The sequence below is a fragment of the Komagataeibacter sp. SM21 genome (assembly GCF_041402665.1).
GTDB lineage: Bacteria > Pseudomonadota > Alphaproteobacteria > Acetobacterales > Acetobacteraceae > Komagataeibacter > Komagataeibacter saccharivorans.
The window spans coordinates 193174-210779 of record NZ_JBGLOV010000005.1 but is presented as its reverse complement, the minus strand read 5'-3'; the positions used below and the strand labels follow the sequence as shown (position 1 = coordinate 210779).

Annotated in this window: 10 protein-coding genes; 2 read left to right on the top strand and 8 right to left on the bottom strand. The window is 65.1% G+C overall.

The genetic code is table 11. From position 1 onward, the window contains the following. Positions 1-61: 61 nt before the first annotated feature. The 8 genes from treY to ACBR42_RS07555 form a co-directional block, all read right to left on the bottom strand. A complete protein-coding gene (treY, locus tag ACBR42_RS07590; protein WP_371207640.1) occupies positions 62-2821 on the bottom strand; it encodes a malto-oligosyltrehalose synthase in 2760 nt (919 codons plus the stop codon). Continuing rightward, a complete protein-coding gene (gene malQ, locus ACBR42_RS07585; RefSeq protein ID WP_371207639.1) occupies positions 2814-4883 on the bottom strand; it encodes a 4-alpha-glucanotransferase in 2070 nt (689 codons plus the stop codon). The genes treY and malQ overlap by 8 nt, the downstream gene beginning before the upstream one ends. After that, positions 4876-6660: a malto-oligosyltrehalose trehalohydrolase gene (treZ, locus tag ACBR42_RS07580; protein ID WP_371207638.1), complete on the bottom strand. Its 1785-nt coding sequence runs from the start codon at positions 6658-6660 to the stop codon at positions 4876-4878. The genes malQ and treZ overlap by 8 nt, the downstream gene beginning before the upstream one ends. Next, positions 6657-8786 (bottom strand): glycogen debranching protein GlgX, encoded by a 2130-nt coding sequence (glgX, locus tag ACBR42_RS07575; protein WP_371207637.1) that lies wholly within the window; start codon positions 8784-8786, stop codon positions 6657-6659. Before glgX ends, treZ begins: the two co-directional genes overlap by 4 nt. Continuing rightward, on the bottom strand, positions 8783-11002 hold the full coding sequence (gene glgB / locus ACBR42_RS07570; RefSeq protein ID WP_371207636.1) for a 1,4-alpha-glucan branching protein GlgB: 2220 nt from the start codon (positions 11000-11002) through the stop codon (positions 8783-8785). The genes glgX and glgB overlap by 4 nt, the downstream gene beginning before the upstream one ends. Before the next feature lie 57 nt (positions 11003-11059). Beyond that, positions 11060-12700 carry a glycogen synthase GlgA gene (gene glgA, locus ACBR42_RS07565; protein WP_371207635.1) on the bottom strand — a complete coding sequence of 547 codons (1641 nt, stop codon included), beginning with the start codon at positions 12698-12700 and terminating at the stop codon, positions 11060-11062. A 225-nt stretch (positions 12701-12925) separates the two neighbouring features. Next, on the bottom strand, positions 12926-15439 hold the full coding sequence (gene glgP, locus ACBR42_RS07560) for an alpha-glucan family phosphorylase (protein WP_371207634.1): 2514 nt from the start codon (positions 15437-15439) through the stop codon (positions 12926-12928). A gap of 360 nt (positions 15440-15799) precedes the next feature. Next, positions 15800-16495, bottom strand: coding sequence for a YfdX family protein (locus ACBR42_RS07555; RefSeq protein WP_102323718.1), 696 nt, complete (start codon positions 16493-16495; stop codon positions 15800-15802). A 194-nt stretch (positions 16496-16689) separates the two neighbouring features. On the opposite strand from ACBR42_RS07555, the gene ACBR42_RS07550 reads away from it, so the two are divergent. After that, complete coding sequence (locus ACBR42_RS07550; RefSeq protein WP_102323719.1) at positions 16690-17073, top strand: VOC family protein; 384 nt, start codon at positions 16690-16692, stop codon at positions 17071-17073. Positions 17074-17120: 47 nt separating this feature from the next. Next, the gene (locus tag ACBR42_RS07545) at positions 17121-17594 is read left to right on the top strand and encodes a DUF3574 domain-containing protein (RefSeq protein ID WP_371207633.1); all 474 of its coding nucleotides are present in this window, start codon (positions 17121-17123) and stop codon (positions 17592-17594) included. Positions 17595-17606 lie beyond the last annotated feature (12 nt).

The following is a 17606-nucleotide window of genomic DNA, read 5'->3' as shown; positions in this document are numbered from 1 at the left end:
GTCCATAGCCTTTGCCGGGTGGTCAGAAAGGCGTTACCCGCCCCAACGTCTTTCCATCCTGTTAGATCTTCAGACGTCCTGATGCATCCGCATCGTGGACGAGGCAGACAAGCGGCACGTTTCCACGCTCGAACGGGCGGGTGATCCGCTGCGGCACGTCGCCCAGCAGACTGTGCCACTGCGCCCCCTCTCCCGACATGGCAAGCGAAAGCCCCATCTCCCGCCCCAGCGCCAGCGTGTCGGCACCGGGCCGCATCGCCAGCGGCAGCCGGGGGGCCACGACAAGAAGGCGCAGCGGGCCATGCCGCCGGATGAAGGCGATGGCATGGTCCCGGTCCGGTCCGTTGAGGGTGACGGGTTCATACGTGCCGCGTGCGAACAGGTCGGGATATTGCTGGCGGAATGACAGGATGCGGCGGATCAGGTCCTGCTTGACGCGGCCCGTGCGCCATGTGGCGGCAGCGGCGCTGAAACGGGTGGACTGTTCCAGCAGGGCGGCGCGGTGGAGGAAATCGGGCGGTGTGCGGTTATCGGGATCAACCAGACTGAAATCCCACAGGTCGCATCCCTGATACAGGTCCGGCACCCCCGGCGTGGTCAGCCGCAGCAGGGTCTGTGACAGCCCGTTCAGGGCACCGGCGGGGGCGATGCGGGCGACAAGGGATTCCATCTGGTGCAGGAAATCCCCGGATATGGCGGGGTCCAGCAGCCGCGTGGCAAAGGCTGCGCAGGCGTCTTCATACGCCACGTCCGGGTCGATCCAGCCTGTATGGCGCTTGGCTTCACGCAGGGCCTTGGTCTGCCACCCAAGGATACGGTCACGAAAATGCTGTCGGGCCGTCCCGTTGGCAAAGGGTTCCAGCGGCCATGCGCCGACCAGTGTCTGGTACAGCATGATCTCATCCACGCGGTCCGGCCCGGCGGTGTCAGTCGCGCCATTACGGACGAACCAGCCCTGCACCGTGGTTTCCCACTCCCCCGCCATTTCGCTCAGGACCATGAGGCGCGCGCGCGCATCTTCCCCCCGTTTGTGGTCATGCGTCGCCGTGGCCAGCAATGCGTCGGGATAATGGCGCAGGCGGTCGGCACAGTGGGCATGAAAGCCTGCGACCGGCATGGACAGCGTGCCGGGGTCGGCCCCCACCTCGTTACGCGAAAGCAGGCGGCCATAACGGTAGAACGCCGTATCTTCCAGTGATTTGGCGGCCAGCGGCGCTGTCAGGTGCTCGAACGCCTGCTGTGCCCTGCGCACGCATACCGGGGGCGCATGTTCGGGGCGGGCGCTCAGTACGCGCATCATGTTTTCCAGCGCCCGACCCTGATCCTGGTCCAGACACGGCACGGCCGCCGCCCGGGCGGCGTTCAGGGCTGTCACGTCGGCGGTATGGTCCTGCACCGCCTCATCCCCGAAATAGGTGCGGTAGGGCCGGAAGTGCATCAGCAGGGTTTTCAGCGCGGCCTGCATGTCATCCGTTTTGCAGATGTCGCCCCGGTGGCGCAGGGCCGCGTCCAGCAGGCTGACAAGGCGGTTAAATTCGGCGGCGAAACTGTGGTCAAGCAGATGCGCCCGGGCAGTCCTGACCATCGGTTCAAGAGCCTGCGCATCCCCGTCGCATGCCGCCCACAGCCGCTCCAGCGCATCCGCACCCGCCGGGTCATGCAGCACGGCAGCCACCTGATCCATGAAATCATAGCCTGTCGTTCCGTCGACCGGCCAGGCGGCGGGCAGTTGCTCGTCCGGCAACAGGATCTTTTCAACGTAAATCACGGCGCCCGGCAGTGCGCTGTCCGGTCGCAGGCGCGACAGGCGGCCAAGGCGCTCGCGCAGGCGCTGGCAGTAGGCGGCAGGCGCGCTCAGCCCGTCTATGTGATCGACCCGCACCCCATCGATCAGCCCGCGCCGGTACAGCGAAAAGACATAGGCATGCACCGCGTCAAACACGCTTTCACGTTCGACGCTCAGGCTGACAAGGTCGGTAATGTCGAAAAACCGCCGCCAGTTGATCCGTGTGGCCGCCGTGCGCCACCATGCCAGCCGCCATGGCTGGTGTTCCAGCACGGCGGCAAGACGTGTGCGTGCCGCGTTACCTGTCGCGTTATGCAGGCTGGTGACGCGGGCAATGGCGCTACGCCCTTCAGCCGTTGCCGCCCACTGGCGCAGGGCACTCAGGGCCGCCTGCGCTTCCGCCCCCGGCCCGCCGCGCATGGCCAGCGTGGTAAAATTGGCCAGTACCCGCCCCGGTGCCCTGACCGCAGCCAGAAGGCCGCCATATCCCGTGGGGCACAGGGGAAAGCGATGGCTGTGGTGGTGGATGAAAAACAGTCCGCTGGGCACGTCATACTGCATGGCAAGCGCGCCCGCCGCCAGCGCCTCGGCCAAGGGACGATCCAGAAAGGGCAGCAGCACCCGTCCCCGCAGGTCGGGATCGGGCACAGTCCAGTCAATATCAAACCAGTCAGCATGGGGCGACGCCCGCCCCCATGTCAGCACATCCATCCACCATGGATTGTGGTCATCGGTCGCCATGTGGTTGGGCACAATATCAAGCAGCAGGCCCATGCCGTGCGCGTGCAGCCGGCTGCTCAGGTTCATAAGGGCGATCTCCCCGCCCAGAGCGGGATCGATGCGGTCATAGGCTACCGTATCGTAACCATGCGTGGAACCGGGACAGGCCACCAGCAGCGGGGATGCGTACAGGTGGCTTATGCCAAGGCGGGCAAACTGCGGCACAAGGGCGGTTGCGTCATCCAGCGTCATGCGCCCACGAAACTGCAGGCGGGCGGTGGTGCGGATCAGGGACGGGACAACAGGTTCAGGCATGACCACGCTCCGCCCGCAGCCGGTTGACGCGCCTGCGGGCATCGGCGCCGCTCAGCAGGGTCGCGGTCATGCCCGCGTACCGCCGGCGCCAGTTGGGGTGGCCCGTGGTCGTGCCCGGCAGGTTGGGCTGTTCGGCAAGGCCCAGCAGGTCTTCCAGCGCAATGATACCCAGCGGGCACGGTGTGGCGGCCACGAAGCCGATGGCGTCATCCACCACCTGCCGTGCGCCCGCAACGGTGGCCGGGGGCTTTTCGGCCACCCGCTTTCCACCAGCCGTGCCGCGCGCGGCGGACAGGGCGGACCACAGCGCCGTACGGTCGTTTTCCCGCTCCGCGCGCTGGGCGTCGGCGGTGGTGCCGGGGGCGAACTGGTTCAGTTGCGCGCGCCAGTCTATATCGACCCCCTGCCACCATCCGGCCACGGTCGGCAGGTCATGCGTGGTGGTGAAGGCGGCGGAACCGGGGGACCATGCAACGGGCGGCCTGAACGCGCCGTGGGATGTGCGTTCAAAAAACAGCACGTTCATGCCCATCACGCCGCGTTGCTGCGCGGCCTTGCGGAAGCTGGCGGTGACAGTGCCCAGATCCTCCCCGATCACCACGGCGCGCGCGCGCTCGGCCTCAAGGGCGACAAGGGGCAGCAGGTCGGACAGGGGAAAGGACAGGTAAGCCCCCTCCGCTGACGAACCGCCCTGCGGTATGACCCATAACCGTTCCAGCCCCATCACATGGTCGATACGCAGCCCGCCGCCATGTGCGAAACCGGCGCGTAGTGTTTCGATAAAGGCGCGATAGCCCGTGGCGCGCAATCCGGCGGGGGAAAACGTGGTCAGTCCCCAGTCCTGCCCCAGCGGGCTGAGGGCGTCTGGCGGTGCCCCGATGGATGCGCCGGTCAGGAACTCCTCCTGCCGTGCCCAGCATTCGCTGCCCGTGGGATCGATGCCCACCGCCATGTCCGCGATGATGCCCACCCGCATGCCCGATGCCCGCGCGGTATGGCACGCCTGCGCCAGACTGCGTGCGGCCAGCCACTGCACGAAGACGTGGAAGCCCACATCATGGGCGAATTCGGCGGCGAAACGGGCAACCTCCGGACTGGCGGGCTGGCGCATGGCCACGGGCCACCGCCGCCAGTCGCCCCCGCGCGCGCCATAGGTGGCGAAATGGGCATGCAGGGTTTCAAATATGGCGTGGCGTTCCAGCGCCGTGCCGCCCGCCGCCCGGAAGGCGGCCAGTTCGGCAGGCGGCTGGGATGCGACCCGGTCTTCATACAGGCGGCGCAGAAGCTGATAACGGTAACCGGATGCCGCCGCCCAGTCGATCAGGGGGGTGGTTTCCAGATTTTTCAGGGCATCGACATAGGCCCTGCCCCCTTTCTGCATTGCGGCCTGCACGGTGGCAGTGTCGAACACGGCATGCGGATCGGCCAGCAGGGCATTGAGGAACAGCCGGGTGGAAGGCGAATATGGACTGTATTGTCCCGGCCGTGCCGCGAACATGGCATGGGCGGGACTTATGGCCAGCGCATCCGCGCCGCGTGCGCCCGCCAGACGTGCAAGGGTTGCGACGGCGCCAAAATGGCCAATGCCGCCATCACCGGGCATGCGCAACCCGTATGTCTGGGCCCCCACGCCCCATATGCGTGCGTTCTCCGTTCCCGTAATGGTGTTTATGGTGGGGCATGACGCGGGAGCCACCGCCAGCCGGGTGGCATGAGGACCGATTTCAAGCTGGTGATAGCCGTGAACCGTCAGGGCGGGCAGCGCGGGCTTGCCGCGTATCTGCCGCAGGCTGCCCTCCAGCCGCTCACCATTTTCCAGCGTGATGCGGAACGGGCTGGACTGCATGCCTTCCGGCAGGGGGAGCGGTGTGGGCCGCCCGGCTATGGCCACGATCATGGCGGGCAGGCCGGTGCCGGTCGCGCGGCCGCCCATGCTTTCAACAACATTCAGAAGGCGGCTGAGATTCTCGCCGGGCACCTGCTGGACCCGCCCGGCGGTATCGCGCCAGCGTACGCTCAGACCGGCCCTGCGGGCGCGCTCGATAAGGGTGCGGTCAGTCATTTTGCGCCTCGGTCAGGCAGGCCAGAACGGCATGGGGCGGCAGGGTGGTGGAAGACAGATCCGCGCCGGGGGGGAACTGCGCATGCAGGCACCGTCCCTGTGGCGCATGCGGCAGGATTACCGGGCTGTCCGCAAGGTTGAGCGCTATGGTCAGTACTGCGCCATCGCCCATCCGCCACCGCGCGCATACGGCCCCTGCCCCCACTGCATCCGCCCCGATGGCCCGCGCGCCGGACAGGCGGGGCACGATTTCGTCATGGCGTATCGTCAGCAGTTCGTGGATCAGCACATTCCATGCCCTATGTTCGGGCATGTCGCGTTCCGCCGCCGGGGGGCAGGATGCGGCAAAGGTTTCCGGGGCGTTGGGGTCGGGTATGGTGTGCTGTGCCTCCTCCGACGCGAAATGGGAAAAACCGGCGAATTCCTTCCGCCGTCCCTCGCGCACGATGCGGCCCAGTTCCGGTGCATGACTGGTGAAAAACAGGAACGGCTGGCGCGAACCCCAGTCCTCCCCCATGAACAGGAGCGGTATCTGCGGACACAGCAGCAGCAGCCCGTACGCCGCGCGCAGCGCCTGTGGCGGGGCCAGCGCAACAAGACGTTCGCCCAGCGCCCGGTTACCGATCTGGTCATGGTTCTGCAGGAAGATGATGAAGCGTTCGGGCGGCAGATCGATGCTGGGGCTACCGCGTGGCTTATGGGTTACGGGGGAGATATCACCCTGAAAAGCAAAGCCTTCCCCCAGCACGCGGGCCAGCGCCCCCGCCGGGTTTGATACGAAATTGCCGTAATAGCCTTCATGCTCATGGGTCAGCAGCACATGCAGCGCGTTATGGGCGTCATCATTCCACTGCGCGCGATACCCTGCGCGGAGCAGGCCGGCGTCGTTATTTTCATTTTCCAGTATCAGGTGAACATGCCGCCCGCGCTCGGTCCGGGCGCGGATGCGTGCGGGCAACTGTTCCAGCCAGCTTCGTTCCGTAATGGCCTGCACCGCATCAAGCCGCAGCCCGTCGAAGCGGAATTCCATAAGCCAGTACAGTGCGTTATCGAGGAAATAGTCCTGCACCGCCGTAATCCGGAAATCGATGGCCGCCCCCCACGGCGTATGCAGGTCGTTGCGGAAGAAGGGTGCCGCATAGACCGGCAGGTAGTTCCCGTCCGGGCCGAAGTGATTGTACACCACATCAAGAAACACCATGAGGCCAAGTCCATGCGCCTGATCGATCAGCGCCTTGAGCGCATCGGGCGACCCATGGGCGGATTCCGGCGCATAGGGCAGCACGCCGTCATAGCCCCAGTTACGGCCCCCCGGTATTTCCGACAGCGGCATGAGTTCGATGGCCGTGACGCCAAGGGCGCGGATGCGCGGCAGGTCGCGCGCAACCCCCGCATAACCGCCCATGACGCCCACATGCACTTCGTAAATGACCGTCTCGTGCCACGGGCGGCCCCGCCATGCCCCATGCCGCCAGTCATAGGATGCGGGATCGACGACGGCACTCGGCCCATGCACGTCATCGGGCTGGTAGCATGAAACGGGGTCCGGCACCGCAAGGTCGGATGTTACGCGGTAGCGGTAGCGCGTGCCCGCCCCGCAGGCCAGCACGCATTCAAACCACCCCTTCCCGCCCTTTCGCGCCATGGGGAGGGGGGGATGCCCCTCGGCTTCCAGCACCACGCCGGCGGATGACGGCGCCCACAGGCGAAAGCGCGTATGCCCCGCATCCAGCAGCGTCGCCCCAGCCCGCCTTTCGTAGTGGAAATGCGTGTTCATGGCGTGTGCCCTTCGATTGCGGATGCGTCGGGCATGACCGACAGCAGCAGCACCCCATGCGCGGGCACCACAATGTCCTGCGCATCGTCCGCCAGCGTTCTTTCCGGCGCTTCGGGGCGGGTGGTGTCCAGCAGCAGCGTCCATTTTCCCGCGGGCGTGGGCAGGCGGGCCGTGATGTCCTCCCCCCCGGCATTGAGCAGCGTATAGGTAATATCGAATATGCCATCGGTGATATTGACCGCCCGGCGCACGCCAAGGAAATGGAACGCGCCGTCATTCCACTGGTCCACGCCCATGAGGTTCCCGTCATGGCTGAACCAGCTTATGTCCGGAATGTCGGGCAGCGGCCTGTGGCGGCCGTGCATGTAGCGTGCCGAGCGCAGGGAGGGATGGACCACGCGCAGGGCCGAAAGGCGGCTGACAAACGTTGTCATGGCTTCCCCCGTCGGGCTGCGGGCGCGGTTCCAGTCCAGCCAGCTTGTGGCGTTGTCCTGACAGTAGGCGTTGTTGTTGCCATTCTGCGTCTGGCCGAACTCATCGCCCGCCAGCAGCATTGGCGTGCCGTGCGACAGCAGCAGCGTCGCCATCATCGCGCGCTGGACCCGCCCGCGCAGTTCAAGGATGGCGGGATCATCGGTCGGACCTTCCACGCCCCAGTTGGCGCTGTAGTTCTCCGCGTGCCCGTCCTGCCCGTTTTCCCTGTTCGCCCCGTTATGGCGTTCGGCGTAGCTGACGGTATCTTCCAGCGTGAAACCGTCATGCGCGGTGACGAGGTTGATTGAACTCCACGGCCTGCGCCCGCGCCGGTCCAGCAGGTCGCCCGATCCCGCGATGCGTGCGGCCATGTCGCCCTGCTGCATCGGATCGCCGCGCCAGAAGCGGCGCGTGGTATCACGGAAACGGTCGTTCCATTCGGCAAAACCGGGCGGGAAATTGCCAAGCTGGTAGCCGCCAGGGCCCGGGTCCCACGGTTCGGCGATCAGCTTGCGGTCCGACAGGACCGGGTCCTGGACGATCGCATCGAAAAACCCGGCCCCCTGATCGAACCCGTACGGTTCGCGCCCCAGCACGGGGGCAAGGTCGAAGCGGAAGCCGTCCACATGGAAGGATTCCGCCCAGTAGCGCAGGCTGTCCAGCACCATCTGCAACACGCGCGGATGGGACAGGTTGAGGGTGTTGCCGCAGCCGGTATCGTTGATCAGGTGGCGTTCGTTGCCCGGCACCAGATGGTAATACGATGCGTTGTCCAGCCCGCGATAGCACAGGGTCGGCCCCTGCTCGCTGCCTTCGCAGGTGTGGTTGTAGACCACGTCCATCACCACCTCGATCCCCGCCCGGTGCAGCCGCCGGATGGCGGTGCGCAGTTCATGGGCGGACCCGTTGACCAGATAGCCATCATGCGGCACGAAAAACGCCAGCGTGTTGTAGCCCCAGTAATTGGTCAGGCCATTTTCCAGCAGGCTGCGTTCGGGCATGAAATACTGCAACGGCATGAGTTCGAGCGTGGTGATGCCGGTGCGGCGCAGGTGGTCGATCATCTCTGGCGCGCCAAGGGCCTGAATGGTGCCCGGCTGCCACTGTCCCGCCATCGCGCGTCGCCGGGTCAGGCCACGGACATGGGCTTCCATGATGACCGTCTCATCCCACGGGATGCACGGGCGGCTGTCATCGCCCCATTCATAGGCATCGTTCACCACCACGCATCGCGGCATGGTGGGGCCGCTGTCGCGTCGGTCGAATGACAGGTCGGCGCGGGGTGAATGCAGGCGGTAGCCAAACTGGGTATCGGACGGAACCAGCGCCCCGCTCAGGCAACGGGCATAGGGGTCGATCAGCAGCTTGTGCGGGTTGAAACGGTGGCCATTGGCCGGGTCGTACGGACCAAAGGCACGCAGGCCGTACAATAGGCCGGGTTCGGCATCGGGCAGGTAGCCGTGCCAGACCTCGTCCGTATATTCAGGCAGGCGGAAACGCACGATCTCGCGCCGGTCACGCGGGTCGAATATACAGACATCCATCTGCTGCGCATGGGCGGAAAACACGGCGAAGTTGACGCCCATCCCGTCCCAGTGGGCACCAAGCGGCGTGGGGCTGCCCGGTGAGAGCGAAGGCGGAAAGCGCATCATGCCCCTTCCCCCACCGGTTGCAGGTAAAGCGCTGCCAGCGGTGGCAGCGTCAGCACGCATGAATAGGGGTGGCCATGGGCCGCCTGATCCGTCGCCATGGCGTGACCGCCATTGCCCACCCCGCTGCCGCCATAGGCGGTGGCGTCGGAATTGAGACATTCGCGCCACTGTCCGCCCACCGGCACGCCCACGCGGTAATCATGGCGGATGACGGGGGTGAGGTTGAGCACCACCAGAACCGGCGCATGACCGGGGGCAAGGCGCAGCCATGCCAGCACCGTATTGGTCGTGTCATCACCCACAACCCATGCGAAGCCTGAGGGTTCGCAGTCGCGCGCATGCAATGCGGGCAGTGTTGCGTAAAGACGGTTCAGATCGGAAACCAGCCCCAGCATCCCGGCCTTGAGCGGGTTTTCAAGGGTATGCCATTCCGGTTCGCCCGCATGGGACCATTCGCCTTCCTGCGCGAACTCGCTGCCCATGAACAGGAGCTTCTTGCCCGGATGCGCCCACATGAAGGCATAATAGACGCGCAGGCTGGCATGGCGCTGCCATTGATCGCCGGGCATGCGCGCGAGCAGCGAACCCTTGCCGTGCGTGACTTCATCATGCGACAGGCACAGGATGAAACGTTCGCTGAAAGCGTAGTACAACCCGAACAGGATTTCCGACAGGTGGTAGCCACGCCACAGCGGATCGCGCGCGATGAAATGCAGGCTGTCATGCATCCAGCCCATGTTCCATTTGTAAGAAAAGCCAAGCCCCCCCTGCGCGACCGGATGGGTGACGCCGGGCCACGCGGTTGATTCTTCGGCAATCGTCATGGCGTCGGGGATGGTGGCGTGGATGGTTTCGTTAAGCTGGCGCAGGAAGGCCACGGCTTCCAGATTTTCGCGGCCGCCATGGATGTTGGGTATCCATTCCCCTTCCCTGCGGCTGTAGTCGCGGTACAGCATGGACGCCACGGCATCGACACGCAGGCCGTCGATATGAAACCGTTCCAGCCACATGAGCGCGCTTGCAATCAGGAAGCCGCGCACCTCATGGCGGCCGAAATTGTAGATATGGGTGTTCCAGTCGCGGTGTACGCCCTCACGCGGGTCCTGGTGTTCATACAGCGCGCAGCCGTCAAAACTTATCAGCCCATGCACGTCGTTGGGGAAATGGGCGGGCACCCAGTCCAGTATCACCCCGATGCGGGCCTGATGACACGCATCCACAAACCCCGCGAAATCCGCCGGTGTTCCATGCCGGGCGGAGGGGGCAAACAGCCCGAGCGGCTGGTAACCCCATGAGCCGCCAAAAGGATATTCCATCACCGGCATGAGTTCGACATGCGTGAAGCCTGCGGCGTGGATATAGGGGATCAGTTCCTGCGCCAGTTCGCGCCATGAAATATCACGGTCGGGATCGCCGCCCGGTCGCCGCCATGACGGGACATGCAGTTCGTATATCGAGATCGGGGCCTCGGGCACCTGCCATCCCGCGCGGCTGCCCATCCATTCCCCGTCATGCCATGTAAACGCATCGGCCGACGCCACCACGGATGCCGTGGCGGGCGGACGTTCGGCAAAACGGGCGAACGGGTCGGCGCGCTGTGGCAGGATGTGCCCGTCACGCGTCATGATCTCGAACTTGTACCGCTCGCCCACCCCCAGTCCCGGAATGAACAGTTCCCATATTCCCGCCGCATGGCGCAGGCGCATCGGGTGGCGCTTGCCATCCCAGAAATTGAAATCGCCAATAACCGACACCCGCCGCGCATTGGGCGCCCATACGGCAAAGCGCACGCCCGCCGTCCCGTCGATCGTCATGGGCTGCGCGCCCATTACGCGGTCAAGCTGGTGGTGCCTGCCTTCGGCGAACAGGTAGAGGTCCATATCGCCCAGCAGCAGGCCGAAGGAATAGGGATCGGCGGTTTCCTCCGCCGCGTCGGCCCAGAAAATCTTCAGGTGATAGCGCGCGCCCGCGGGGATGGTGCCGATATGCAGGCCGGTATCGCCCATGCGCCGCATCGGGCGTTCGACCGCGGAGCCGCGCGGGCGTTCAACCACCAGACGCACCCGTGCCGCATCATGATACAGCACGCGGATGACATCGACCTTGCCCATGTTATGGCGGCCAAGGATGGAAAACGGGTCGGCGCAGCGGCCATGTATGAGGTCATCGACACCTTCGGGAAGGGCATAATGGGCTTCATCCTGTCTGATCCTCATACACCTCGGCCTTTATTGCTTGTTACGTGCTGACGCGATGGCGTGCGTGCCGTGTGGTCAGTGGGGCGCGGCCAGCGGCCATGACAGCCGGGGTGGCCTGCGCGCGATCCGCCGCCTGCGGGCTTCGCGCTGCATGCGGCGTGGCTGCTGGCCCGATGGCAGGCAGATCACGTTGGATGTGGCAGCCGCATAAGGGTCCAGCCCCAGAACATCGGCAAACAGCATGACGTAATGGACGGCATGCTCGTTCCACGATACGTCGCACGCCGCACCGTTCACCTGTAACTGCCGCCATGCCCGCCGATTGCGCCGGTAGAGCATCCGCGCCCGGCTGACGGCGGTGACTAGCGTTGACGCATCCACCGGGGAAAACAGGAAACCCGTCGCCACCCCATGCGCCATGGCGGCGGGGTTGGCATCGACGATCGTATCGGCCAGCCCCCCTACGCGCGACGCCACCGGCACCGCCCCGTAGCGCAGCGCGCTGAGCTGGGTCAGGCCGCACGGTTCGAAACGCGAGGGGATCAGCAGCGCATCGACGGCGGATGGCACGCGGTGGCCCAGTCGCTCGCTATAGCCGATGCGGCAGGCAAAGCGCCCCGCGAAACGCTGCTGTAATGCCACCAGGCTGCGTTCGATCTCCCGATCGCCTTCCCCCACCACGATAATCTGCGTATTGCCCGCCAGCAGGTTGCCCGTCACCTGTGGCAGCAGGTCGATGCCCTTCTGTTCGGTCAGGCGGCTGACAATGCCGATGACGAAGGCATCGGGATCGGCGGCCAGCCCGAATTCCGCCTGAAGGGCGCGTTTGTTGGGCGCGCGCCCCAGCGTGTCGCCCGGCATGTAGGGAAAATGCACCGCCGGGTCGCTGGCCGGGTTCCATATATCGGTGCTGATGCCGTTCAGTATGCCTTCCAGCCGGTCGCGGCGCTGGCGCAGCAGCCCGTCAAGGCCCATGCCGCCTTCGGGGGTCTGGATTTCATGGGCGTAGGTGGGCGAGACCGTGGTGATGCGATCCGCGAAATACAGCCCGGCCTTGAGGAAGCTGATCGCGCCATAGCATTCGCACCCTTCCACCGAAAAGGCTTCTGGCGGCAGCCCGAATTCGGCCATGCTGGACGCTGGAAAGCGCCCCTGAAAGGCAAGGTTGTGGATGGTCTGCACGACCGGGATGCGGGGTATGGCGGCCGCGTCGTCCCCCGCCGCCATGCGGTCATAATGCAGATAGGCCGCCGTAAGCCCCGCCTGCCAGTCATGCGCGTGAACAAGGTCGGGCCGGTAGCACGCAAGCTGGCCCTGCGCGATATTGGCCGCCATGCGGGACAGCGCGGCAAAGCGCACGCCATTATCGGGCCAGTCCTGCCCATCGGGGCACATGTAGGGGTTTCCGGGGCGGTCGAACAGCGTGGGCGTGTCCAGTACCAGCAGGTCCACATCCCCCGCCCGCGCCGCCCACAGCGTTGCCGCGTGGCCCAGCAGGTCAGGCAGGTGTGCGACCGCGCGGCGGTCTTCCATCGCTGCCATCACGGGGCGGTAACCGGGCAGAAGGGTGGTGACATTCACCCCGTAGCGGGCCAGAGCCATGGGCAGGGAGCCAGCCACATCGCCCAGCCCCCCCGTCTTGACGAAGGGAAACATTTCCGACGTAACCGAAAGCAGCCGGATCGGTGAGACAAAGGGGCTGAGCGCAGTGGCCATCCGCCTGTTTCCTTGGCATGGGAAAAACCGGTCATATTTTCCAGGTCTGCTGCGATTAACGGGCCATTGCACGCATGGTCTCAACCACACGGTTATGTGATCGCATGGTGGGGGCGCATTACTTCACAACGTTTCTTGGCAAACAGTACCGTAAAGTAAAACAGGTAACCATTTAGATATTACGGAACTGCGACCATCATTCATTACTTGTTCGCAATGTGATGGCTATTTCTGCCATATGATATGCGCAGCCTCCAGCGGGATGGCCACATCGGGGTGATGGGGAATGACCCGGGGCGTGTAGTCCGAGGGCGGGCGCGTGGCGCTGACCTCCGCGCTGTAGGATACGGGACCGCTCGCCTGTCCCGCCTGTGCCGTCATGGGTACTATGATGGGCGCTCCCTCCGGCTGGTCGGCGTAAAGCTGGACCTGCACCATGTCCGGCGTGACGGGACCAAGGGTTACGGCGACGGTGACATGCCACCTGTCGCCCGCCGCCGTCGCCTGCACCGGGCCAAGGCTTATGGCATGCCACAGCCGGTCAAGGCTTTCGCGCCAGTGCATGATGGCCGCAGCCTTCGCCCCGTTATCGGCCAGTCGCGTACGGTATGCCGCCGCCGCAGGCAGGTAGAAATCGCGGGTATAGTCCCGTACCGTCCGGTTTGCCGAAAAGCGCCCGGTCAGCCGGGTCATGCTTTCGCGCATCATGGCCACCCATTGCTGGGGAATGCCATCGGCGTCGCGCTGGTAGAACAGGGGCACGATTTCGCGTTCCAGCAGGGTATACAGGCTGTCGGCATCATGGGCGTCACGCCGGGGGTCATGCCCTTCATCCATGCCATCGCCAATGGCCCAGCCTACATCGGGCGCCCAGGCTTCGGCCCACCAGCCATCGCGTTCCGACACGTTCAGCCCCCCATTGACCAGCACCTTCATGCCCGACGTGCCGCAGGCTTCCCACGGCCGCAGGGGGGTATTGATCCACAGGTCCATGCCTTCGACCATCTGGCGTGCGATCGACATGTCATAATCGACAAGGAAAGCGACACGACCATGCACGTCGGGCCGCTGCAGGAACCCGATCCACTGCGCAATCAGCGCCTGCCCCGCCGTATCCTGCGGATGCGCCTTGCCCGCGATCACCAGTTGTACGGGCCGTTCGGCGCTGGTCAGGATACGGGCCAGCCGGTCAGGGTCGTGCAGGAGCAGATCAGGCCGTTTGTAGGTGGCGAACCGGCGGGCGAAGCCGATGGTCATGACGGCGGGATCGAAAACCGGCGGCGGCAGGCACTGCGCGCGCTCCCCGCTATGAAAACAGGCCCGCGCGCTGTGATCGGTTGCAATGAACGCAACCAGTGCCGCGCGGGAAAGACAGCGGCAGTGCCACAGTTCCTGCGCTGGCAGGGCATGGACCGATGGCTCCACGCTTTCCAGCGCGCCGCGCCAGCGCTCCTTGCCCGCCGCACGGGTCCATAACGCATCTGCCGCCGCTGAATCCCATGTCGGCACATGCACGCCGTTGGTCACATGGCCAATGGGTACCTGCACGCGGGGCCAGCGGGGGAAAAGCGGGTTGAACAGCGCGCGGCTGACCTGTCCATGCAGGCGGCTGACCGCATTGACCGCGCCGCTGACCCGCATGGCCAGATAGGCCATGTTGAAGGGTGTATTCATATCATCCGCCGGTGCCCCGCCACGGCCCAGCGCCAGAAGGTCCTCAACGTCGATATGGAGGTCATTGCTGGCGTAAAAGGCCAGATGGCTCATGACCAGCAGCGGCGCAAAACGGTCGAACCCGGCGGGCACGGCGGTATGGGTGGTGAAGATGGTGCCCGCGCGTGCGATGGTCAGCGCCTGCATGAAGGGAATGCCCATATCCTCCATCAGCCCGCGTGCGCGTTCGAGTGCGGCGAACGCGGCATGCCCTTCATTAAGGTGGCAGACATCCGGGCGCAGCCCCAGCGCGCGCAGCAGCCGCCATCCCCCAATGCCCAGCACCAGTTCCTGCCGCAGCCGCAGTTCTGCATCGCCACCGTAAAGCTGGGTGGTGATGCAGCGTATATGCGGCGGGTTATAGGGGTCGTTCGTATCCAGCAGGTACAGCGTCGTCTGCCCCACCGTCACCTGCCATGCCCGCAGCCATATCCGCCCCGTCGAGATCTGGAATGGCAGGCGCAGCCGGTCGCCACCGCCGTCCAGAACCGGGCGGATGGGCAGCAGGGCGGGATCGTTTATGGGATACAGGGCTTCCTGCCGCCCGTCCGGAGTCAGTTCCTGACGGAAATAGCCCTGCGCATAAAGCAGCCCGACCGCAACGACCGGTACGCCGAGGTCACTTGCCGCCTTCAACTGGTCCCCCGCCACGTTGCCCAGTCCCCCGGAATAGATGGGCAGGGCCTCATCAAGCATGAATTCCATGCTGAAATAGGCGATGCAGGGCGCCGGGGACATGGTGCAGGCGGTTTCAAACCATGCGGGGCGCTTCTGGCTGTCGGCATGGGCCTGCGTCAGGCTGGTCAGCAGGTCGTGAAAGGCCGGGGTTTCCAGCAGTTCGCGCATGCGGTGGCGCGGCGTGTTCTGCAATACCGTCCATGCATTGCGCGTATGGTCCCAGATATCGGGTGCAAGCTGACGCCACAGGGCGTCAGTCGCATGGTTCCATGTCCAGTGCAGGTCCAGCGCAAGATCCATAAGGGCCTGTTCATCTGCCGTCGCGTCTGGACCTGCGGGATCGACCATCGTTTCAGGGTCTTTTCATTATGCCGTGGCGGCAGTGAGCCGCGCGATCAGTGCGCGGCAGCGGGTATGTATCCCGCCCACGGGCAATACGCCCATGCCCCGCATGCGGTTGCGCCATGACCGGAAGTTTCTCCGCTCATGGTGTTGCAGGCACTGTCTGGCGTGCAGAAGACTGTCTCCCCGCATGCGTAGGGACGCACGGACGCAACGGGTGTCGCGCGGGGATCAACTGGCTGATTTTCTGGTGTACGCGGGCGACCAGCATATGGCGCGGCGTAGAATTTGCATGCGGCGCCCGGTGGGGCACGCGCTGGCCGTGAACCCTGCGGTTATGCCGGGTTCACGGCGGGCCGGGCCGGATTACTTGCCGGTTTTTGCCGGGGCGTGCTTGCCGGTCTGGTCAGGCGTGGCCGTTTCCGTAAAATCCTCGGACACGAACACGATGCCATCAAGCGCCTGCTGCAATGCGGCGGATGCTTCCGTGGGGTTGCGGGCTTCGGTAAACACGGTGGCGCGGTTGATCGCGCCCTGCGTCTGGTCCAGCGGTGCAAGGGCCAGGATGAAATCCGCGTCCTCGCCCACTACCTGCAATGTCTGCGCGGCCTGCTGGGTATTGCCAGCCTTGAGCTGCGAGTTGGCGGTGGCGATGGCCGTCTTCTTTTCCGGGGCCAGTGTTTCGGTGCCGATCACCTCCCCACCAACAGGAACCCACGTAACCGGGGTCGTGCCCGCCACGTGGGACGGGGCGGCGGGGTGCTGCGGTGCGGGGTGCAGCGCGTTTTCGGCGGCAACGAACTGGTTGTTCGCCTTGCCTGCGGCGGTCAGGCGGCGGGTGGCGTCATACAGGGGCGGGATGGCGGCGTCGGTCTTGCCGGAGTCCAGAATCTGCTTTGCATTCAGGATATCGACAATCGCGCGCTGCCCGTCAGCCGACAGGTGGTTGAAGGCGCGCGTGGCCTTGAACTTTTCCCAATCGGTGTGCAGCGATGCCGCGTGGGCGCCCAGCGGTGCCGAAACCAGACCTGCCACAACGGCAAGTGAAGCGATAAAACGCATGTTTTTCCTTTATATATCAATATAATAAAATCACGATCAGCCTGCGCGCCGATCCCGTTCGGGAGTGTTACAAAAAATTGCTCGCAGGTCCATGTCTGTTACGCCGTTATGCGGCTGCGCCCGATCCGGGGGCGGTTGCCGTATTCGTTTCCCCCATGTCATGATCGCGCCGCACATTTGCAAAGGACAGATTCATGTTCAGTCACATCACCATCGGCACGAACGATATTGAAGCATCGAAGAAATTTTACGACAGCACGTTTGCAGCCCTCGGCATTGCGCCAGCCAGCGTCGATGCGAAGGGACGGCTGAATTACGCCACTGCCACCGGGCGGCTCATGATAACAAAGCCGATCAATGGCGAACCGGCCACGGCGGGCAATGGCGAGACCCTCGGCTTTGTCGCCCCTTCGGCGGAAGCGGCCAGGGCATGGCACGATGCAGGCGTGGCCAATGGCGGTGTGACCTGTGAAAATCCGCCGGGTATCCGCCATCTTGCTTCGGGCGATCTGTACCTTGCCTATCTGCGCGATCCCACCGGGCACAAGCTGTGCGCGCTGTACCGCGTTCCGGCGTAAACCCATCCCGGTGCCCGACCGGCTCTGACCGGACGGGCCGTGACGGGATGGCGGCACTGCACCCGCACCGCTGCTATCGGGGCGGGTTGGCTGTATCGCTGGTGGCGTGGACGCTCCTGCCCTGCGCGCCCGCGCTGGCACGGGATAATACTGCGTCACCCGGCGGGCCTGATGCCGCCTGCGCGGCGTTGCAGGCGCGGGCGGACCTGAACATTACCCTGCTGTTCGGCCTGCGCCGCCCGGATGGGACACGGGTTACACGGCGGCAGTGGCGGATTTTCCTGCGCGATGTGGTCACGCCGCAGTTTCCCGACGGCCTGACCGTTGTGCATGGTGATGGCCAGTGGCGTGACCGGCAGAGCGGTCAGGTGGGGCACGAACCGGCACGGGTCGTATGGATCGTCACCCCTGCCCTGCCCGACCTTGCCGGGCGGATCGGCACCATCCGTGATGAATACCGCCGCCGCTTTGGCCAGCAATCCGTGGGCGTGGTGGCAGGCGCCGGGTGCGATGCGTTCTGACGCCTCGGCCCC

Coding starts and splice junctions, on each gene's coding strand:
- treY (WP_371207640.1), bottom strand. CDS start 2,821: ATGCCTGAACCTGTTGTCCCGTCCCTGATCCGCACCACCGCCCGCCTG.
- malQ (WP_371207639.1), bottom strand. CDS start 4,883: ATGACTGACCGCACCCTTATCGAGCGCGCCCGCAGGGCCGGTCTGAGC.
- treZ (WP_371207638.1), bottom strand. CDS start 6,660: ATGAACACGCATTTCCACTACGAAAGGCGGGCTGGGGCGACGCTGCTG.
- glgX (WP_371207637.1), bottom strand. CDS start 8,786: ATGATGCGCTTTCCGCCTTCGCTCTCACCGGGCAGCCCCACGCCGCTT.
- glgB (WP_371207636.1), bottom strand. CDS start 11,002: ATGAGGATCAGACAGGATGAAGCCCATTATGCCCTTCCCGAAGGTGTC.
- glgA (WP_371207635.1), bottom strand. CDS start 12,700: ATGGCCACTGCGCTCAGCCCCTTTGTCTCACCGATCCGGCTGCTTTCG.
- glgP (WP_371207634.1), bottom strand. CDS start 15,439: ATGGTCGATCCCGCAGGTCCAGACGCGACGGCAGATGAACAGGCCCTT.
- ACBR42_RS07555 (WP_102323718.1), bottom strand. CDS start 16,495: ATGCGTTTTATCGCTTCACTTGCCGTTGTGGCAGGTCTGGTTTCGGCA.
- ACBR42_RS07550 (WP_102323719.1), top strand. CDS start 16,690: ATGTTCAGTCACATCACCATCGGCACGAACGATATTGAAGCATCGAAG.
- ACBR42_RS07545 (WP_371207633.1), top strand. CDS start 17,121: ATGGCGGCACTGCACCCGCACCGCTGCTATCGGGGCGGGTTGGCTGTA.